At 52.0% G+C, this 17,125-nt stretch carries 16 protein-coding genes; 7 read left to right on the top strand and 9 right to left on the bottom strand.

From position 1 onward, the window contains the following. Positions 1-97 precede the first annotated feature (97 nt). Positions 98-1,561: a mannitol dehydrogenase family protein gene (locus tag B498_RS05840; RefSeq protein WP_008502409.1), complete on the top strand. Its 1,464-nt coding sequence runs from the start codon at positions 98-100 to the stop codon at positions 1,559-1,561. Between the two features lie 43 nt (positions 1,562-1,604). On the opposite strand, the gene ydfZ is transcribed toward B498_RS05840, so the two are convergent. Next, entirely contained in the window at positions 1,605-1,808 is a 204-nt protein-coding gene (gene ydfZ / locus B498_RS05845) for a putative selenium delivery protein YdfZ (protein WP_008502408.1), read from the bottom strand. 287 nt (positions 1,809-2,095) lie between these two features. Between ydfZ and B498_RS05850 the strand changes: the two genes are divergently transcribed. Further along, positions 2,096-2,527: a universal stress protein gene (locus tag B498_RS05850; protein WP_008502406.1), complete on the top strand. Its 432-nt coding sequence runs from the start codon at positions 2,096-2,098 to the stop codon at positions 2,525-2,527. A gap of 35 nt (positions 2,528-2,562) precedes the next feature. On the opposite strand, the gene B498_RS05855 is transcribed toward B498_RS05850, so the two are convergent. Together B498_RS05855 and ydfG are read right to left on the bottom strand one after the other, a co-directional pair. Continuing rightward, on the bottom strand, positions 2,563-3,249 hold the full coding sequence (locus tag B498_RS05855; protein WP_008502405.1) for a GntR family transcriptional regulator: 687 nt from the start codon (positions 3,247-3,249) through the stop codon (positions 2,563-2,565). 91 nt (positions 3,250-3,340) lie between these two features. Further along, positions 3,341-4,087: a bifunctional NADP-dependent 3-hydroxy acid dehydrogenase/3-hydroxypropionate dehydrogenase YdfG gene (ydfG, locus tag B498_RS05860; protein ID WP_008502404.1), complete on the bottom strand. Its 747-nt coding sequence runs from the start codon at positions 4,085-4,087 to the stop codon at positions 3,341-3,343. Between the two features lie 142 nt (positions 4,088-4,229). On the opposite strand from ydfG, the gene dcp reads away from it, so the two are divergent. Continuing rightward, positions 4,230-6,263 carry a peptidyl-dipeptidase Dcp gene (gene dcp, locus B498_RS05865; RefSeq protein WP_008502403.1) on the top strand — a complete coding sequence of 678 codons (2,034 nt, stop codon included), beginning with the start codon at positions 4,230-4,232 and terminating at the stop codon, positions 6,261-6,263. Between the two features lie 300 nt (positions 6,264-6,563). Beyond that, a complete protein-coding gene (locus tag B498_RS05870) occupies positions 6,564-8,444 on the top strand; it encodes a diguanylate cyclase domain-containing protein (RefSeq protein ID WP_237716807.1) in 1,881 nt (626 codons plus the stop codon). Here the strand turns inward: B498_RS05870 and B498_RS23175 are convergent. The 3 genes from B498_RS23175 to B498_RS05885 form a co-directional block, all read right to left on the bottom strand. Then, the gene (locus B498_RS23175; RefSeq protein ID WP_008502400.1) at positions 8,441-9,073 is read right to left on the bottom strand and encodes an AIDA repeat-containing protein; all 633 of its coding nucleotides are present in this window, start codon (positions 9,071-9,073) and stop codon (positions 8,441-8,443) included. The genes B498_RS05870 and B498_RS23175 overlap by 4 nt on opposite strands. An 11-nt stretch (positions 9,074-9,084) precedes the next feature. Next, the gene (locus B498_RS05880) at positions 9,085-10,254 is read right to left on the bottom strand and encodes an autotransporter strand-loop-strand O-heptosyltransferase (protein WP_008502399.1); all 1,170 of its coding nucleotides are present in this window, start codon (positions 10,252-10,254) and stop codon (positions 9,085-9,087) included. 121 nt (positions 10,255-10,375) lie between these two features. Continuing rightward, positions 10,376-11,173: an EAL domain-containing protein gene (locus B498_RS05885; RefSeq protein ID WP_008502398.1), complete on the bottom strand. Its 798-nt coding sequence runs from the start codon at positions 11,171-11,173 to the stop codon at positions 10,376-10,378. A 342-nt stretch (positions 11,174-11,515) separates the two neighbouring features. On the opposite strand from B498_RS05885, the gene B498_RS05890 reads away from it, so the two are divergent. Continuing rightward, a complete protein-coding gene (locus B498_RS05890; RefSeq protein ID WP_008502397.1) occupies positions 11,516-12,325 on the top strand; it encodes a winged helix-turn-helix domain-containing protein in 810 nt (269 codons plus the stop codon). Then, positions 12,309-12,794, top strand: a complete 486-nt coding sequence (locus B498_RS05895; protein ID WP_008502396.1) for a hypothetical protein — start codon at positions 12,309-12,311, stop codon at positions 12,792-12,794. The genes B498_RS05890 and B498_RS05895 overlap by 17 nt, the downstream gene beginning before the upstream one ends. 102 nt (positions 12,795-12,896) lie before the next feature. Here B498_RS05895 and uspF read toward each other — a convergent pair whose 3' ends face one another. Together uspF and B498_RS05905 are read right to left on the bottom strand one after the other, a co-directional pair. Continuing rightward, on the bottom strand, positions 12,897-13,331 hold the full coding sequence (gene uspF, locus B498_RS05900; RefSeq protein WP_008502395.1) for a universal stress protein UspF: 435 nt from the start codon (positions 13,329-13,331) through the stop codon (positions 12,897-12,899). 252 nt (positions 13,332-13,583) lie between these two features. After that, the gene (locus B498_RS05905; RefSeq protein WP_008502394.1) at positions 13,584-14,255 is read right to left on the bottom strand and encodes an MgtC family protein; all 672 of its coding nucleotides are present in this window, start codon (positions 14,253-14,255) and stop codon (positions 13,584-13,586) included. A 454-nt stretch (positions 14,256-14,709) separates the two neighbouring features. Here B498_RS05905 and B498_RS05910 point away from each other — a divergent pair, with 454 nt between their 5' ends. Next, on the top strand, positions 14,710-15,915 hold the full coding sequence (locus B498_RS05910) for an MFS transporter (RefSeq protein ID WP_008502393.1): 1,206 nt from the start codon (positions 14,710-14,712) through the stop codon (positions 15,913-15,915). 20 nt (positions 15,916-15,935) lie between these two features. Here B498_RS05910 and B498_RS05915 read toward each other — a convergent pair whose 3' ends face one another. Continuing rightward, positions 15,936-16,925: a 2-hydroxyacid dehydrogenase gene (locus tag B498_RS05915; RefSeq protein ID WP_008502392.1), complete on the bottom strand. Its 990-nt coding sequence runs from the start codon at positions 16,923-16,925 to the stop codon at positions 15,936-15,938. Positions 16,926-17,125: the final 200 nt, after the last annotated feature.

The raw sequence follows: 17,125 nt of genomic DNA, 5'->3' as shown, positions 1-17,125 counted from the left end.
TACTCCAGCTACCATTCTAGTTGGTGTAGTCAGCAGGCGCTGCCGCTTCAGTATGGGCGGCAGCGATCCACAGCTTTCTAATTAACGAGTCTTAATCATGGAAAATACCTTATTACAGGCCAACGCGACGCTGCCACAGTACGATCGCGACAGCCTTAAAGCACGCATCGTTCATTTAGGCTTTGGCGCGTTTCACCGTGCGCATCAGGCAGTGTACGCCGACATCCTCGCCGCGGAACACGGTAGCGACTGGGGATACTGTGAGGTTAACCTGATTGGCGGCGAACAGCAGATTGCCGATCTGAACGCGCAGGATAATCTCTATACCGTGGCGGAAATGTCTGCCGATGCGTGGACCTCCCGCGTGGTTGGCGTGGTAAAAAAGGCGCTGCATGCGCAGGTTGACGGGCTGGAGACCGTGCTGGCCGCGATGTGCGAACCGCAGGTGGCGATTGTCTCGCTGACCATCACCGAGAAAGGGTACTGCCATTCCCCGGCGACCGGGCAACTGATGCTCGATCACCCTTTTATCGTCGCAGACCTGCAAAACCCGCACCAGCCGATATCTGCGCCGGGTGTGGTCGTGGAAGCGCTGGCGCGGCGTAAGGCGGCGGGTTTGCCAGCGTTTAGCGTGATGTCCTGCGACAACATGCCGGAGAACGGTCACGTGATGCGCAATGTCACCTGCGCGTACGCCCGTGCGGTAGACGGTGAGCTGGCGGACTGGATCGAATCCCACGTTACTTTCCCGTCAACGATGGTGGATCGCATCGTGCCTGCGGTCACCCCCGACACGCTGAATAAAATTGAACAGCTTACCGGCGTGCGCGATCCGGCGGCGGTGGCCTGTGAACCGTTCCGTCAGTGGGTGATCGAAGATAACTTTGTGGCCGGCCGTCCAGCGTGGGAAAAAGCTGGAGCCGAGCTGGTGTCAGATGTTATCCCGTTTGAAGAGATGAAGCTGCGCATGCTTAACGGCAGCCACTCATTCCTGGCGTACCTGGGCTATCTGGCGGGCTATCAGCATATTAACGACTGTATGGAAGATGAACATTACCGCGTCGCCGCGCACGCGCTGATGCTTAACGAGCAGGCACCTACGCTGAAGGTCAAAGGCGTCGATTTAGGACGCTATGCCGATCTCCTGATTGCCCGCTACAGCAACCCGGCCCTGCGCCATCGGACCTGGCAAATTGCAATGGACGGCAGCCAGAAGCTTCCGCAGCGCATGCTGGATTCCGTGCGCTGGCACCTGGTGTATCAGAAGCCTTTCCCGCTGCTGGCGCTGGGCGTGGCAGGGTGGATGCGCTATGTCGGCGGCGTGGACGAGCAGGGTAATGCGATTGACGTGAGCGATCCGCAGCTGGCAGTGATTCAGGCGGCGGTTAAAGGCAGTGCGGAAGGGGAAAACCGGGTCAAGGCGCTGCTCGGCATCGAGGCCATCTTCGGCAAGGAATTACCGCGTGAAGCCGTCTTTGTTGATGCGGTGATGAAGGCGTACCAGACGCTGCTGCAAAAGGGTGCGAAAGCGACCGTGGCACAGTACGTGTCTCAACGGTAATTCAGCACATGCCGCCGTTCGCGGCGGCATGTCTGCGCACCGTTTAGTGCATACCCAGGCGAATCAGCTCAATCGGTTCGAACTTACCTTCGCATCCTTCCACTTCAACCGTTTTGCTGCGGCGCACCTGCGCGGCATCCAGCCCGTCGCTGTGGATCGCTTTAATCACGCCATTTTTGCCTGTGCCGCTAATCATGACGCGGCTGCCGGTGGTGATTGCATTGCGGTTACGGTCGTATGTCATCATGGTATTTTCTCCTCTCTAACCTGTTCGTTACGGCGTTATTTCAGGGTTGCCGTTCACGGGGCATATAAATACGCCTGTCTGCATCAGATGTTTTTGTTTTTGATCAAACTCACACTTTTTTCTTTATTGCCTCGGTCGCTGACCGTTCACGACAGCAATTTACAAAGCAGACCGTTATTTTCATTACCTGATAGTTTCAGCAGGTAAGCGTTGAGGGTTGGTTTATATTCCCGATGCCATTCTGGATACAGGAAATAACCCTTTCATCGGAATAAGGAGCCAGGCTTATGTATAAGAAGATTTTGATGCCTGTTGATGTATTTGAAATGGATTTGAGTGACAAAGCGGTTCGCCACGCGGCTAACCTCGCGAAGGCCGAGGGCGCGTCGATTACCCTGGTCAATATTCTGCCGACCAGCAGCCGATCCCTGCTGCGCGGTTTTAACGCCGATATTAAAAAGTTCGAAGAATATATGACTGAGGAATCCGGGAAGAAAATGAACGCCTTAAAACGACTGTTCGATATCTCGCCGGAGAAAATTGACTGTCTGGTTCGCTTTGGCAACGTCCGCGATGAAATTATCAAACTGAGCAAGGAAGGGGAATATGACGCGATCGTCATCGGGTCGAAAAACCCGGGCATCACCACCCATCTGCTGGGATCAAATGCGGAATCTATCCTGCGCTACGCAACCATTCCGGTGTTAGTCGTTCGCTAAACCCATCGCCGCACCCGAAAGGGCGCGGCGAAATATTATTCTTCGCTAAACCACTCGCTATTTTCCTGACGAATCAGCTGCACGGATTCGCTAATTTCCTGCAGATGCAGCGTCATCGCTTTTTCCACGCCGTCCGGGTCGCGTTTTTCCAGCGCGCTGAAAATATCATGATGCTGTCGGAGCAGCATTTCCGGCGGAGAGACGTGATCGAGACTCATATAACGCACGCGGTCGATGGTGGCCTTGATGTTTTCGATGGTGTCCCAGGCCAGCTGGCAATCTGCAATCTGCGCCAGTTTCTGGTGGAATTCATCATCAAGCTGGAAGAAATCATTCAACTGCTTACGGTCAATCGCAATCCGCTGCTGATGCAGGTTTTGCTCCAGCAGGTAACACTGCTTGTCGTTGATAAGCGTTGCGGCACGGCGCGCCACCGCGCATTCAATGGCCTGGCGAACAAAACAGCCGTTGCGCACCTGAGAGAGTGAAATTTTGTTCACGTAGCTGCCGCGCTGCGGGCGGATCTGAATCAGACCGTTTTCCGCAAGCTTAATAAACGCTTCACGCACCGGCTGACGGGAAACGTCAAAACGCACGGAGACCTCTTTTTCAGAAAGCGGCGTTCCCGGTGGGATCAGGCAATGGACAATATCACGTCGCAAAATGCGATAGATTTGCTGGTTTACGGGCTGGGTGGGATTGAGTTGCGATTCAGCGGCCATGAGTTGTCATTTCTCAGAGAGTTAGCCTGAACATACTACCATTCTTTTATAACCCGAAACAGACCCGGCCCGCAGGCCGGGAAGGGCAGCGTTAGCTACGATGGACGCTAAGCCCGGCAAAACTCTGGCTGACCGGCATCATTTCTACGGTATTGATGTTGACGTGTTTTGGCAGCGTCGCCACCCACCAGACCGTTTCGGTGACATCTTCCGGCGTCAGGGCGTTCGCGTTTTCATAGGTCTTGTCTGCTTTCGCGTCATCGCCTTTGAAACGCACGTTGGAAAATTCGGTGCCGCCCACCAGGCCCGGCTCGATGTCGGTGACGCGAATGGCGGTGCCGTGGAGATCGGTACGCAGGTTAAGGCTGAACTGGCGCACAAACGCTTTTGTTGCGCCGTAGACGTTGCCGCCTGCATAAGGCCAGCTTCCGGCGGTGGAGCCGATATTGATAATGTGGCCGCGATTGCGCTCAACCATGCCCGGCAGCACCGCGCGGGTCATATAGACCAGCCCTTTGTTGTTGGTGTCGATCATGTTTTCCCAGTCTTCCACGCTGGCTTTGTGGGCAGGCTCCATGCCCAGCGCCAGACCGGCATTGTTGACCAGCACGTCGATGGCGAGCCACTCGGCGGGCAGGTTGGCAATCATCTCTTCAATCGCCGCGCGGTTACGCACGTCCAGCTGTGCGGTCAGGATGCTGTCGCCTAATTCGTCCTTAAGCTCCTGCAGACGTTCCTGACGGCGGCCCGTTGCAATAACCTTGTGCCCGTTGGCGACGAAGCGACGCGTGATGCTTTCACCAAAACCTGCCGTTGCCCCGGTAACTAAAATAATCATCTCACTGTTCCTCAACGCTTTTTGTGTTTTACTAACATAGCACGGCCGCAGAGGGTGCGTTAAGGCAACATTTGTATGACAGCGTTGCAGGGGATGGCGGCCTGGCCTACTCTGGGAGGATACCCGTACTCAGGAGTGAAAGATGACGGCCACGAATCCCTTTTTTGACATCAGCCTGCTGCCTTACCAGGCCCCCCATTTTGATCAGATCAACGACAGCCACTATCGTCCGGCCTTCGATGAAGCCCTTCGCCAGAAGCGTGCGGACATTGACGCGATTGTCGCTCAGGCCGCTGCGCCTGACTTCACGAACACCGTGCTGGCGCTGGAGAAGAGCGGCGCCATGCTCTCGCGTGTCAGCAGCGTGTTCTTCGCCATGACTTCCGCGCACACCAATCCGTTTTTACAGGAGCTGGAAGAACAGTTCTCCACCGAGCTTGCCGCGCTGGCAAACGATATCTGGCTGAATGACGCGCTGTTCGCCCGCGTGGAGAGCGTCTGGCAGGACCGTGCCGCGCTGGACGCCGAATGCCGTCGTCTGGTCGAGGAGCTGTATCAGCGGTTTATTCTGGCCGGTGCGCGTCTGAATGAGACAGAAAAGGCCGAGCTGAAGGCGCTGAATACCGAGGCGGCCTCCCTGACCAGCCAGTTTAACCAGCGTCTGCTGGCTGCTGATAAGACCGGTGGGCTGGTGGTGGATTATGCGCACCAGCTTGACGGGCTCAGCGCAACGGAGATCGCTGACGCGGCACAGGCTGCCGCGGAGCGAGGGCTAAACGATCGCTGGCTGATCCCGCTTTTGAACACCACCCAGCAGCCCGCGCTTTCCGCGCTGCGCAATCGTCAGACACGCGAAAACCTCTTCAACGCAGGCTGGACGCGTACCCAGAAAGGGGACGAAAACGACACCCGCGCGCTGATTCTTCGTCTGACGGCGCTGCGCGCGCGGCAGGCCCGTCTGCTGGGCTTTGAGGATTACGCCAGCTGGAGCATCGCTGACCAGATGGCGAAAACCCCGGCCGCCGCGCTGGAATTTATGCGCGGCATTGTGCCTGCCGCCCGCGCCCGCGCGGAACGCGAGCAGGCCGATATTCAGAAAGTCATCGACGACGAGCAGGGCGGTTTCACCGTGGAGGCCTGGGACTGGGCCTTTTATGCGGAGCGCGTGCGCCAGACAAAATATGCCCTCGATGAGTCGCAGATCAGGCCCTACTTTGCGCTCAATACCGTGCTGCAGGATGGCGTATTCTGGGCTGCCAGCCAGCTGTTTGGCATTCGCTTCGTCGAACGCTTCGATATCCCGGTATATCACCCGGACGTCCGCGTATGGGAAATTTTCGACCACACCGGCGAGGGCATGGCGCTGTTTTACGGTGACTTCTTTGCCCGTGATTCCAAACAGGGCGGGGCATGGATGGGGAATTTCGTCGAGCAATCCTTCGAGTTTGCTGCCCGTCCGGTGATCTACAACGTCTGTAACTACCAGAAACCGGCGAATGGCGGTATCGCGCTTCTCTCCTGGGATGACGTAATAACCCTGTTCCACGAGTTTGGCCATACGCTGCACGGTCTCTTTGCCAGCCAGCGTTTCGCCACCCTTTCCGGCACCAATACGCCGCGTGATTTTGTTGAGTTCCCGTCGCAAATCAACGAGCACTGGGCCAGCCATCCTCAGGTGTTTACCCACTATGCGCGCCATTACGAAACCGGCGAACCGATGCCGGACGCGCTGCGGGAAAGCATGCTAAACGCGACCCATTTCAACAAGGGTTATGACATGACCGAACTGCTGGGTGCCGCGCTGCTGGACATGAACTGGCACGGCATCAGCGAGGCCGTTTTGAGCGTGGAGGATTTTGAAGCGGCAGCGTTGAAGAAAGAGGGGCTGGATCTGCCTGCCGTGCCGCCGCGCTACCGCAGCAGCTATTTTGCCCATATCTTCGGCGGCGGCTACGCGGCGGGGTATTACGCCTACCTGTGGACGCAAATGCTGGCCGACGACGGCTATCAGTGGTTTGTCGAGCAGGGCGGGTTGACGCGTGAAAACGGGCAAAAATTCCGCGAGGCCATTTTGTCGCGCGGGAACAGCACAGATTTAGCCGAACTGTATCGCAACTGGCGTGGGCACGATCCGAAGATTGAGCCGATGCTGGATAACCGCGGATTGAGCGAATAGAGTCAATGCCGTATGAAAAAAGAACCGGGCTTTACGCCCGGTTTTTTATACGCCTGTAACCGTTACAGCATAAAAACTAAGATTATGTTCTTTATAAATAAAACCGGCGAGGTTAAAGGTCACTCCCTCCGGGAGATGTATTTAACCGAATTCAGGCTGTAAGAGAGCTAATAATTTGATCTGGATTGTAAAAATCAAATGTTCTTTAAGCTTAAGGGTTTTAACTATAAATTTTTATTATTCTTTGCCGATAAATAAAGGTGGCATAAAAATTGACGTATTAGCAGTATAAGAAGGCGAATGATGACCCTACCTCTGAACAATCCCGGTTTTACGGATGCCGAGCCTTCTAAGGGGCTGATAAATAAAACCTTTACGTATATAGTGACATTGTTGATAAGTATTTTCATTGCGGCAATAATTTCCCTGCTATTAATAAAAAATAATGTTAATAAAATCAGCGATAAGCACGATGAATTTTTGTTAAGGAAAGCCCTGGATTCCCGCCAGGAAAGCATGCGAAGTCACTTGAAAGATAATGCTGAATGGGGAGATGCCTACAAACATCTTCATTTGAACACTGACGTTCACTGGGCATGGGATAAGCAGAACCTGGGTAAGTCCCTGTATGACAACTTTGGCTACGAAGGGGTGTTTATTCTCTCCCCGGAAGGAACCACGCGATACAGCGTGCTTGACGGGAAACTGAAGCTTCAGGATCTCGGGCGCTGGTTAGATAAATCAACCAAGGAGCGATTACTCCGTGAGGTGAGCGTTAACAATGGATTGCCGGTTTCTATACTCACGCTTATCGATTCCGTTCCAGCCATTGTTTCTGCTGAATGGATAACAACGGGCGATGACGCGAGCGTACAACCCTTGCCGGGGAAACCGTCGGTAATGGTGTTTGTAGACAAGTTAACGGCTAAAAAACTCCTCGCGATTGGGCAGGATGCCGGTATTAAAAATGTTCGTACGTCACCTGATGCAGTCACTTCTCAAATAAACAATCAAACAGAATTTACCTTAAACACCCAGAATGGTGATGTGCAAATTATCTGGGACGGTGAAAACCCCGGCCAGGCGTTGATTATTTATTTTTTACCATTACTCATTCTTTCAGTTATTCTGACGGTATCGATGACGGTTATTCTCATGCGCCATATTATGCAGAAGGCGAGAATGCTTGACGAAAATACCTTTCTCCTCGAGCAGGCGCGGTTGAATCTTATCACCAGTGAAAAACGATTCCGGGACGTCAGTGAAACAACCAGCGACTGGTTCTGGGAAACAGATTTATCGTTAAAGATAACCTGGCTTTCAGGTCGTTTTTCTACAGTAACGGGATATGAAAATAGCAAATGGATAGGCCGCAGGCTGGATGAACTCTTTCCTACGTCACGCGGATTATTACAAAACTGTGTGAGGCTCAGGGAATTAACTGAACGCTTTGAATTTAAGAACTGTCCTTATATTCATGCGCAACAATCCACGGCCTATTGTACGCTTCTGGCAAAGCTTTCTGCTCAGCCTGATGGAACGGTGGTTTTGCGAGGCGCGGCAACCGACGTTTCTCTGGAAGTTGAAGCAACTAAACGGGTGGAGTTCCTGTCACGTCATGATGAATTAACCGGTCTGCCGAACCGCTATCATATTAAGGAATTTCTGGCAGGCCAGTTGGCTAAAGAAGACCTTAACCATTATCCCTTTGCCATGATTTGCCTCGATTTAGACAAGTTTAAACCCGTCAATGATATTTTTGGGCACTCCACGGGGGATGCGCTGCTTGGCGAGGTCGCTCTACGTCTTAAAAATTGCGTTCGTCGAGGTGATTTTGTCGCACGGCAGGGAGGGGATGAATTTATGCTTCTTCTCGGCAATACCAGCCAAAAAGACCAGATTGATGAGGTGTGTCACCGCATCGTACAGGAACTCAACCGTCCTTTCTCCATTGAGGGTAATGATGTCGCAATAGGCGTAAGCATGGGGATTGCGCTGGCTCCCCTGGATAGCAGCAGCGCAAACGATCTTTTACGCTATGCCGATATTGCGCTTTACCAGGCTAAGCAATCCGGCAGAAACCGATGGGTCTATTATCGCCCGGATATGTCGGAAAAGTTAACTGAACGGAGAAAACTGGAACTCGAACTGAAAACCGCGATTCGCGAAGAGCAACTCTAAGTGGCCGATCCGCCACTGTAGACGTATTGCGCACCACCATTTCTAATGGTTGTAGAGTTGGCCAGGCCACCATTGGAGATGTGCTGAACACCACCATTTCTGATGTCTGTGGATTTGGCCAAGCCACCATTGGAGATGTGTTGAACACCACTGCTGTTGATGGTAGTGGAAGTCGCTGTGCCGCTGCTTGAGACTCGTTGGGAGCCGCCGCTGTTGATGGTAGTAATGGTGGCCGTTCCACCACTGGTGACTTCCTGATATGCACCACTGTTGATGGTAGTTGAGGTAGCCGATCCTCCACTTATGCGCTGGGAGCCGCCGTTGATGGTAGTAATGGTGGCCTTGCCGCCACTACTGATACGCTGATAACTACCTGTAGTGATTGTCGTGTCGGTGGCTGTATCGCCTGAATAAAGAATCTGTGGACCCGTAGTATTCACATCTACCGTCACGCCGACATAATCTACCGACATGGCTGGGCCTGAAGGCAGCAGCACGGCACCCAGCAGTAACGCCAGTGCGCTTTTCTTCGGCGTCAGCTTCGGACGACCGGACCCGGTCGCGAGTTCAGAGGTTACCATCCATTGCTGGCGCGACTCGCACCAGACTGTGGTGTATATCTTGTTCATATTTACGTCCCTTACTTATCAACTAATCCTGAATGCAGACGGTCCACCATGCCGATAACCTGCCGACCGGTTATCAGACTCGTGCACTCGTATTGTCGGGGGGTGTTCTTGTGATGCGGACACCACAAATAATCCACATGGTCAAAATCAACGGACGTATCATCCCAGCAGCCGTTACAGCCATGGCTGCTGAACACCCGCCAGGGGGTGTAAAATTCGCTGTTGGGGAGACTGAATCCGCTGATTAACACCACAGGGATACCGGACGCCCAGGCTAGCCATGACAGCCCACTGCCAAGTCCGATAAAGAAGCTCGCATGCTTTAACAGGTCCACACGCTCCTGGAGCGGAATATTCCCTGTAAAGTCTTCAGCGCCCTGGGGGATGTGGTTCCAGACGAAGCCCTGGCCGTAATGCGCATGGCGGTCAATGCACAGCACCCGGTATCCCAGAGATTTAAGGTGGGCAACCACTTCTGCCCAGCCATGGCCGTTGTTCCAGTACTTCGCCTGGTTGGTGGACTGCGCGGCGATGCAGACATATGGCTCAGCAATTTTCCGTTCTGCATCCAGCTTCAGGCGGGGAGGGCATTCACGCGGGTCAACTCCCAGGATGTAGCCAGCATTACGGTGGAAGCCGACCTTCCTGAAATCTATAGGCTGATGTGTGGTATCACCCTTAAAGAAAAGGCCTACATACCAGGACGCGTAGGGATTTACCGTCTGAAGATTGTCCTTAGTGGAGAATGTGATCTCGGGATACTGCGCGCTGAGCAGTTCAATGATTTCCTGCCCCATGACGCACTCAAGCTGACAGCGGTGCAGCTGGCGAAAACGCTCTGCATAATGGAACCACCCAAGCATGTCGCCCAGCGTCCCCGTCGGGAAAAAGATGACGACGGGCTTGTCCTTCATATCCAGCGTTTCATCCAGGATCGGGCTCGCCGATCCCTGGTGGAATACCTGAATGCGGAAGCGGACGTAATATTTTTTAATACTGGTGACCCAGCCGCCTTCTGAATCACAGCTGAAAAGAATATTACCGCTGTCGTCGTCCATTAAAATGACGTGCCATTTTCCTTCCGGAAGCAAAACGCGCGCGCCATAGTTAAAGTCATAAAGAATTCCTTCCGGTCCTGTGCAGGACGGAAACTCTGGCGGATTTGGGAAGTTAGCTGACATATATAATTTGTCCTCGGTGGTAATTTAAATCTGTAACAAATAGGTCGAGTGCACTACTGTTATTTAAGTAATGCTTTCCATGATAGGTTGCGAATTGTTGTGTTTATGCTTTTGAAAAACGTTATATGTGCGTGCAAAACTCGTGCATGCTTACAGGTTTTGAAAATAGATAACCCTGAAAAATATCCACCCCTCTATCTTTCAAAAGCGATAGTTGTTCTTTATTTTCTATACCTTCAGCAATGACATGAATTTGCAGCCGCTCTGCGAGAGTGATAATTGAATCAATCACCGCGGAATAGATTAATGATCCATTGCTGGCAATTGTGAGGCATTTATCAATCTTGATAGTTGAGAAACCTGCATGTTCAATATATTTAAGGCATGAACTCCCGCTGCCGAAATCATCAATCGCAAATCGCACACCTGACTCAGTAAGTTGCTGCATAGCCTCGAGTGCAAAGTCGTCCAGGTTCATTGTTCCGCGTTCGACAATTTCCAGCGTGACAGAAATGCGTCCGTCGAATGTTTTCTTAAAGTCCGTCACTGCTTCAATAACTCTTGAAGAGTTCAACTGTCTCGCACAGATGTTGAAGGAGAGATAAAAGTCATCAGGTAGAGTACCTTCATAGCCTTCGAAAAATGTTTTAACATCAGACATCAGACTGCAAGTGACATCATTAATCACCTCACATGATTCTATTGCCGAAAGGTATTTTTCGGGAGATTGGTAAATCCCATCTTTGAGAACTCTGAGTAATACCTCTCCGCCTACGATCTTATCTCCCTTACATACGGGCTGGATAAACGGTACAAATTCAGCATTGGTCAGTTCCGCTGATAAGATTGTTTCTCTAATCACTGTACGGGCTTTGATGAAGAAACGTTCTGCCTTCATGAGCATTTTGGTGCTTATCATAATGTCGCTCCTTATCTACTGGATTCGCTACCCGAGGTGTCTCTTCGTACCCGAGGCTGTGAATGGCGGTAGGTCGGATTGCTGCTCCTGAAGAATAAGAACCTGCTCATTCACTTCTGCGAACAATCCTATCAACCCAAAACGGCGTGTAGATACATGTATTGCGAATTTATTAAAATACAAACTTATATTCTGCTTGGTATTTCATTTACAAGTGATAAGTCTGCAGAAGAGGTTGTTGCGTCTTGCTGTGCTAAGATGCGAGAAAGAAGTTAATGGGCTTTCGCAGGCTGGATAAATGTGAAGATCCATTCAATTACCATCATGGATAAGGAGTCAGAGATGGTTTTTGTGATTGATAATAGGGTTTTTTATCGCTCTGAAGATGGTGCCATATGGCCATCCGGAGACGAGGGCTCTACTGTCATTCTGACCCTGACAATGAACAGGCTACTCACATGCCTTCTCGAAAGGCATGGTCAAGTCCTGACACGGAATGAACTCCTGGATAACGTCTGGGATGCTCATGGGTTGCGCTCATCGAGTCACACATTAAATAAATACATCTCAGAACTGAGAAAACACTTCGTCCAGTTTGGTATTACGGATGAATGTATTACCACAGTGCCTCGGGTCGGCTTTATGTTTAACAGTGATATTGATGTCAGGGATATAACTGAATCTACGATTGCTGATGGACGACTCAAAGAAGATGAAGAGTCGGAGATAATAAAGGTAGTACACCGTACGGCGGTAGCGGGTAAGAACAAGGTTCTTCATTATACGCTGGCACTGATTGTACTTTTAATCAGCGCTACCTTAGTTGTGTCAGGTCTCGTAATTCCGTCGAAAGACGTAAAGGAAATAAAACAGATTAAGCCTCATTTTTTGTTTAACTACGACACCTGTCCTGTCTATACAGTCCAGAGCAACTCTGCATCCCTGTCAGAGCAAAAAAAAGAACTGTTTTTAGAACTGGCTAACTCAAATCATATTCAGTGTCTGGAAGGCACTTCTTTTCTCTATCAGGTTTCAGAGTCCTATCTGTACGGCAATAAGGGGAGGGCGTTTATCAGTCGATGCACGCAAAAGAATAATAATTACATCTCCTGTCTGAATAACTACTGGAGTGGTTATGAACGCAATCAATAAAAAAACAGGAATATCGGCCGTAATTTTACTCCTCATCCTGGCGTTATCGGTGTGGTTCTACGTTCACATGCGTCATAAACAGAGTGCGTTGAGTGTTAACTGTTCCACAATTGTACGTTACAACCATCACGAACCTGATTTCGTCGCTACGCTGGAGTTTATTTTCCGTTTAGATAAAAACCACGATGGCCAGGCTGTCCTGTCTGGGAATATCCAGTCAGCGCGAGGTGTTAATGTCATCTCACGCACAATTCTCTTTAGCTATGAGATGAACAGGCCGGGTGAGATTGCCCTAACCGATACGCGCTACGTTAAAAATCCGCGTGATACAGCTGATGATGACAGTTTTAAAAGCAGCTTCTTTTATGTTCCCGAGGGAACCGTTCGCCAGCTGAAGATTGAACCTACAGGTAATGGCTGGCTGATTGGAAATCTGCAGTCGCCATTTGCGCTTTGCGTGAACAGGTAAGGCTGGCCAGGGATTGTAAACCTGCTCATATTCCTGTGTAGCTGTCTGTTGGGAGCGGTTCATGGTGTTGGCTTAAAAAACCGGGCGTTACGCCCGGTTTTTTTATCTTACAACCAGCACAGGGCATTTCGCATGCCGCACCACTGCCGCAGCGTTCGAACCCAACAGATAGGTCGAGATGTCAGGTTTGTGGGAGGCAATGATGATCAGGTCGGCGCCGATCGTGTCAGCGAGCTTAAGGATCTGATCCTTCGGAGACCCCGTCACGGCGTGGGTCTGTATCTTGTCTGCAGGGACTTTGAATTGCTTAACAATCTCATCCAGTTTCGCTAAAGCAGCGTGCTGGAATTCTTTTATCTTCGGCACTTCCACGGAGTAGGCCAAACCTAACGATGAAAAATAGGGAAGCGATGGAATAACGGTAAGAAAGTGAACCTTGGCCGTGTTAAGTGCGGTGTGTGCCTGAACGAACGGGATAACCATGTGCGTCAGGCTATCCTCGGAAATGTCAATGGGAACCAAAATGGTGTTGTACATGTGTCCTTCCTGAGTGTTTTTTGCACAACTCAGAGTAGGCCGTTAATTCCTTCAAAACAGAGAGCAGGCTGTCATAACGAGGACAAATTTTGGTTATGTGATATTCGCCCGGTCGAACCTGCCTCTGAATTCGTCAAGTAGTGTGACAAAGAACGTTTGTTAAACGGGGCATCCTGGGATTCATCGGCCCATGTCACTGCCCATTTCTGCAAAACGGGAAGCCTCAACCGGGCGCAATGCCCGGTATCGTATTCATATTGCGTGGCAGCTTACGGAAGCCATAATTTTATTCCCGCCAATATTACCCATAATTAGCTCGAGTAATTTCCGGTATTCCTCACGGGTCATCACCTCGGCCCGTATTTCAGTTTTTCCTTCTGCTTGCGCCGTATCGCAATAAATGGCTTTCAGACTCAACGTCAACTCTTTCGCCATGTTGACCACACTCTGCCGCACCGCATCTTCATGCTCGTCATCACAGGTGATTTTCAGGACATAGCATTTTTCGCCTTCATGGATCGCGGGCAGTTGATTAATCCGCTGCGCAGCTTCGCGAAGCAGGATGTTGGCGCACAGAATAATCACGCTGGCCATACCGGCATTCCAGAATTGACCTAATCCACATAGCACGCCAATTCCGGCCGAACACCACAGTGTCGCGGCGGTATTAAGACCGCGAATATTCATTCCCTCACGCATAATAACGCCAGCGCCAAGAAAACCTATTCCGGAGACAATCTGCGCTGCAATACGCCCCGGGCTATCGGGTGACGTCGAGAGGGAACTTAAAATAAACACGGCCGCACCCGTTGCAACCAGAGCATTGGTGCGAAGCCCGGCCATACGCTGGCGCCACTGTCTTTCCGCGCCAATAATTGCGCCCAGCAGCATCGCTGCGAGCAGATGAGAGATATAAGGGAACATCAGCCTGTCGCCTGTTAACATGGTTACACGATAAGCGTCAGCGCTTCACAAAGCACAGTATGACGCAGTTAAAACGCAAAGAATGTCAGCGCGAGGGCGGTGGAAAGAGTGAATGATTAAACATGAACATCGCGATGCCCCACAAATTTGGCCGTTCTTAATGTATTGGGATGCAATCACGTCAAGAGGATTGCTGCCCACCGTTAAGGTAAGCAGCGAGAAAATCGCGTCAGCTTACCTTCGTATCAACGATAAAATGGCTTTCCAACGAAGGACTCCTGTGAAATTTTTTGCCAGTATAAGCAGGCGCAATAATGAGTAAAGTAAAAAAACAGCGCCCTTGATGTATTGTTTAAGTTTGCAGGGAATATTTTTCAGACGTCATCTGATTTTCAAAAATACCCGGTATACTGCATTTTGCTTATTTCAGGCAATAACAGGCAAGGCAGGAAGTATGTCTCTTCGTTCGCTGCGGGCGTTATGCCTGACAAGTTTTTTCATTGCTGATGTTCGTGACGGTCTGGGGCCTTTCCTCGGTATTTTCCTGACCGAACGCCACTGGACCCCTGATGATATCGGCATCCTGATGACGGCCGGCGGGCTGGCGGGCTTATTGGCCACGCTGCCAGCGGGGTTCATCACCGACACCTCCCGCAACAAGCGTGCTGTACTCGCGCTGCTGTGCATTCTGATCACGCTCAGCACGCTTCTGCTCTGGTTTAGCCAGCAGAGCGGCGTTGTCGCCGTGTCGCAAGTCGTCACCGGTATCTGTGCGGCATTTGTCGGGCCGTTAATCGCCGGGATTACGCTGGGGTTGACCGGGCAGGGCGGGTTCAGCGCGCAAATGGGTAGAAACGAGGCGTTCAATCACGGCGGCAATTTTGTTACTGCACTGATCGCGGGCGGCATTGCGTGGTACTGGGGCGTGGGCGGGATTTTCCTGCTGATGACCAGCACCACGCTGCTTACGCTGTGTGCGCTGCTTGCCATTCGCAACAGCGATATCGATAACGACGCGGCGCGCGGGCTGTCCTCTTCAGCGAGCCTGCCGGTCCCCGGTTTTGCGGTGCTGATGAAAAACCGGGCGCTGTTTGTGACCGGGCTGACGCTGCTGCTGTTCCACCTGGCGAACGCCGCGCTGCTGCCGATGCTGAGCATGAGGGTTGCCGCGGCACCTGCCGCGATCAACCCCGGTTTGTATGCGGCTGGTACCGTCATCATTTCTCAGGCCGTGATGATCCCCGTCGCCATCTGGGCCTCGCGCCGGATCGAACACTATGGCTACTGGCGCTTGATTATGCTGGCGCTGCTGGTTATGCCGGTGCGTGCGGCGCTGGCGGCATCCACGGATGCGCCGTTAATGATGATCCCGGTACAAATTCTCGACGGCCTGGCCGCCGGGATCCTGGGTGTCGTCGTACCGTCGTTTATTGTGGTGCTGCTGCGCGGAAGCGGGCACGTCAATGCCGGGCAGAGCGTGGTGATGTTGATGCAGGGAGTAGGGGCATCCATGAGTCCGGCATTAACCGGGACGATCGCCGGTCATTACTCGTTTGCGACGGCATTCAGTGTCCTGAGCGCGATTGCGCTGGCTGCCGTCCTGCTCTGGTGGCGCGTTGCGCACCGAAGCTGGGAAACAAACGCGCCGGGTGAGGCTTAGCCGCCCACCCGGCGTAGCACTTAAGCCAGCTCGTTAGGGCACGCTTCGCCCTTTTCCAGCTGCTGCAGGTTCCCCAGCGTGGTTTCAGAAATGCTGATCAGCGCTTCGGCCGTCAGAAACGCCTGGTGACCAGTAAACAGCACGTTATGGCAGGCAGAGAGGCGACGGAACACGTCGTCCTGGATGACGTCATTAGACTTGTCTTCAAAGAACAGATCGCGTTCGTTCTCATACACGTCCATCCCCAGCGCGCCAATCTTCTGGGTCTTCAGGGCTTCGATAGCAGCCTGAGAATCAACCAGCCCGCCGCGGCTGGTGTTGATGATCATCACGCCATCCTTCATCTGGTCAAACGCCGCCTGGTTAAGCAGGTGGTAGTTTTCCGGGGTCAGCGGACAGTGCAGGGAAATCACGTCGGACTGCGAGAACAGGGTCGGCAGGTCCACGTACTCCACGCCCAGATCCAGCGCTGCGGCGCTTGGGTACGGATCGAATGCCAGCAGACGCATGCCAAAGCCTTTCAGAATGCGCAGGGCAGCCACGCCAATTTTACCGGTGCCGATTACGCCAGCGGTTTTGCCGTACATGGTAAAGCCGGTCAGCCCTTCCAGCGAGAAGTTGGCGTCACGGGTGCGCTGATAAGCGCGGTGAATACGACGGTTGAGGGACATCATCATGCCAATCGCATGTTCAGCCACCGCTTCCGGGGAGTACGCCGGAACGCGCACCACCTTCAGACCCAGCTCTTTTGCCGCGTCGAGGTCCACATTGTTGAAGCCCGCACAGCGCAGGGCGATGTACTTCACCCCCTGTTTTTTCAACTCTTCCAGCACCGGGCGACTGCCGTCATCGTTTACGAAAATGCAGACGCCTTCACAGCCGTGCGCCGTTTTGGCGGTTTTTTCGGACAGCAGAAAGTCGAAAAATTCAAGCTCAAACCCGTAAGCCTCGTTAACATGTTGCAGATACTTTTTGTCGTACTGCTTTGTGCTATATACTGCGAGTTTCATAAGACTTTCTCCAGTGATTTTGCATTCACGTTAGCATGATTAAAATTATCTTACAATTTCTAAAATATTATTGAATTCAATAAGTTCTATCAATTATTCTAGAGCATATGTGCACCCTAACTCCATGATATTCATATCCACCGATTTCTTAAGCGGGACTGACACCAGCGACATGTCTGCTTGTTTTACTCTAAGGGGGC

Source organism: Enterobacter sp. SST3 (genome assembly GCF_000286655.1).
Classification (GTDB): Bacteria; Pseudomonadota; Gammaproteobacteria; order Enterobacterales; family Enterobacteriaceae; genus Enterobacter; species Enterobacter roggenkampii.
This window is presented reverse-complemented; position numbering and strand designations above follow the sequence as displayed.

What these genes read in the sequence shown, in the direction of transcription:
- B498_RS05840 (WP_008502409.1), top strand. Translation starts at nt 98, where the DNA reads ATGGAAAATACCTTATTACAGGCCAACGCGACGCTGCCACAGTACGAT.
- ydfZ (WP_008502408.1), bottom strand. Translation starts at nt 1,808, where the DNA reads ATGATGACATACGACCGTAACCGCAATGCAATCACCACCGGCAGCCGC.
- B498_RS05850 (WP_008502406.1), top strand. Translation starts at nt 2,096, where the DNA reads ATGTATAAGAAGATTTTGATGCCTGTTGATGTATTTGAAATGGATTTG.
- B498_RS05855 (WP_008502405.1), bottom strand. Translation starts at nt 3,249, where the DNA reads ATGGCCGCTGAATCGCAACTCAATCCCACCCAGCCCGTAAACCAGCAA.
- ydfG (WP_008502404.1), bottom strand. Translation starts at nt 4,087, where the DNA reads ATGATTATTTTAGTTACCGGGGCAACGGCAGGTTTTGGTGAAAGCATC.
- dcp (WP_008502403.1), top strand. Translation starts at nt 4,230, where the DNA reads ATGACGGCCACGAATCCCTTTTTTGACATCAGCCTGCTGCCTTACCAG.
- B498_RS05870 (WP_237716807.1), top strand. Translation starts at nt 6,564, where the DNA reads ATGATGACCCTACCTCTGAACAATCCCGGTTTTACGGATGCCGAGCCT.
- B498_RS23175 (WP_008502400.1), bottom strand. Translation starts at nt 9,073, where the DNA reads ATGAACAAGATATACACCACAGTCTGGTGCGAGTCGCGCCAGCAATGG.
- B498_RS05880 (WP_008502399.1), bottom strand. Translation starts at nt 10,254, where the DNA reads ATGTCAGCTAACTTCCCAAATCCGCCAGAGTTTCCGTCCTGCACAGGA.
- B498_RS05885 (WP_008502398.1), bottom strand. Translation starts at nt 11,173, where the DNA reads ATGATAAGCACCAAAATGCTCATGAAGGCAGAACGTTTCTTCATCAAA.
- B498_RS05890 (WP_008502397.1), top strand. Translation starts at nt 11,516, where the DNA reads ATGGTTTTTGTGATTGATAATAGGGTTTTTTATCGCTCTGAAGATGGT.
- B498_RS05895 (WP_008502396.1), top strand. Translation starts at nt 12,309, where the DNA reads ATGAACGCAATCAATAAAAAAACAGGAATATCGGCCGTAATTTTACTC.
- uspF (WP_008502395.1), bottom strand. Translation starts at nt 13,331, where the DNA reads ATGTACAACACCATTTTGGTTCCCATTGACATTTCCGAGGATAGCCTG.
- B498_RS05905 (WP_008502394.1), bottom strand. Translation starts at nt 14,255, where the DNA reads ATGTTCCCTTATATCTCTCATCTGCTCGCAGCGATGCTGCTGGGCGCA.
- B498_RS05910 (WP_008502393.1), top strand. Translation starts at nt 14,710, where the DNA reads ATGTCTCTTCGTTCGCTGCGGGCGTTATGCCTGACAAGTTTTTTCATT.
- B498_RS05915 (WP_008502392.1), bottom strand. Translation starts at nt 16,925, where the DNA reads ATGAAACTCGCAGTATATAGCACAAAGCAGTACGACAAAAAGTATCTG.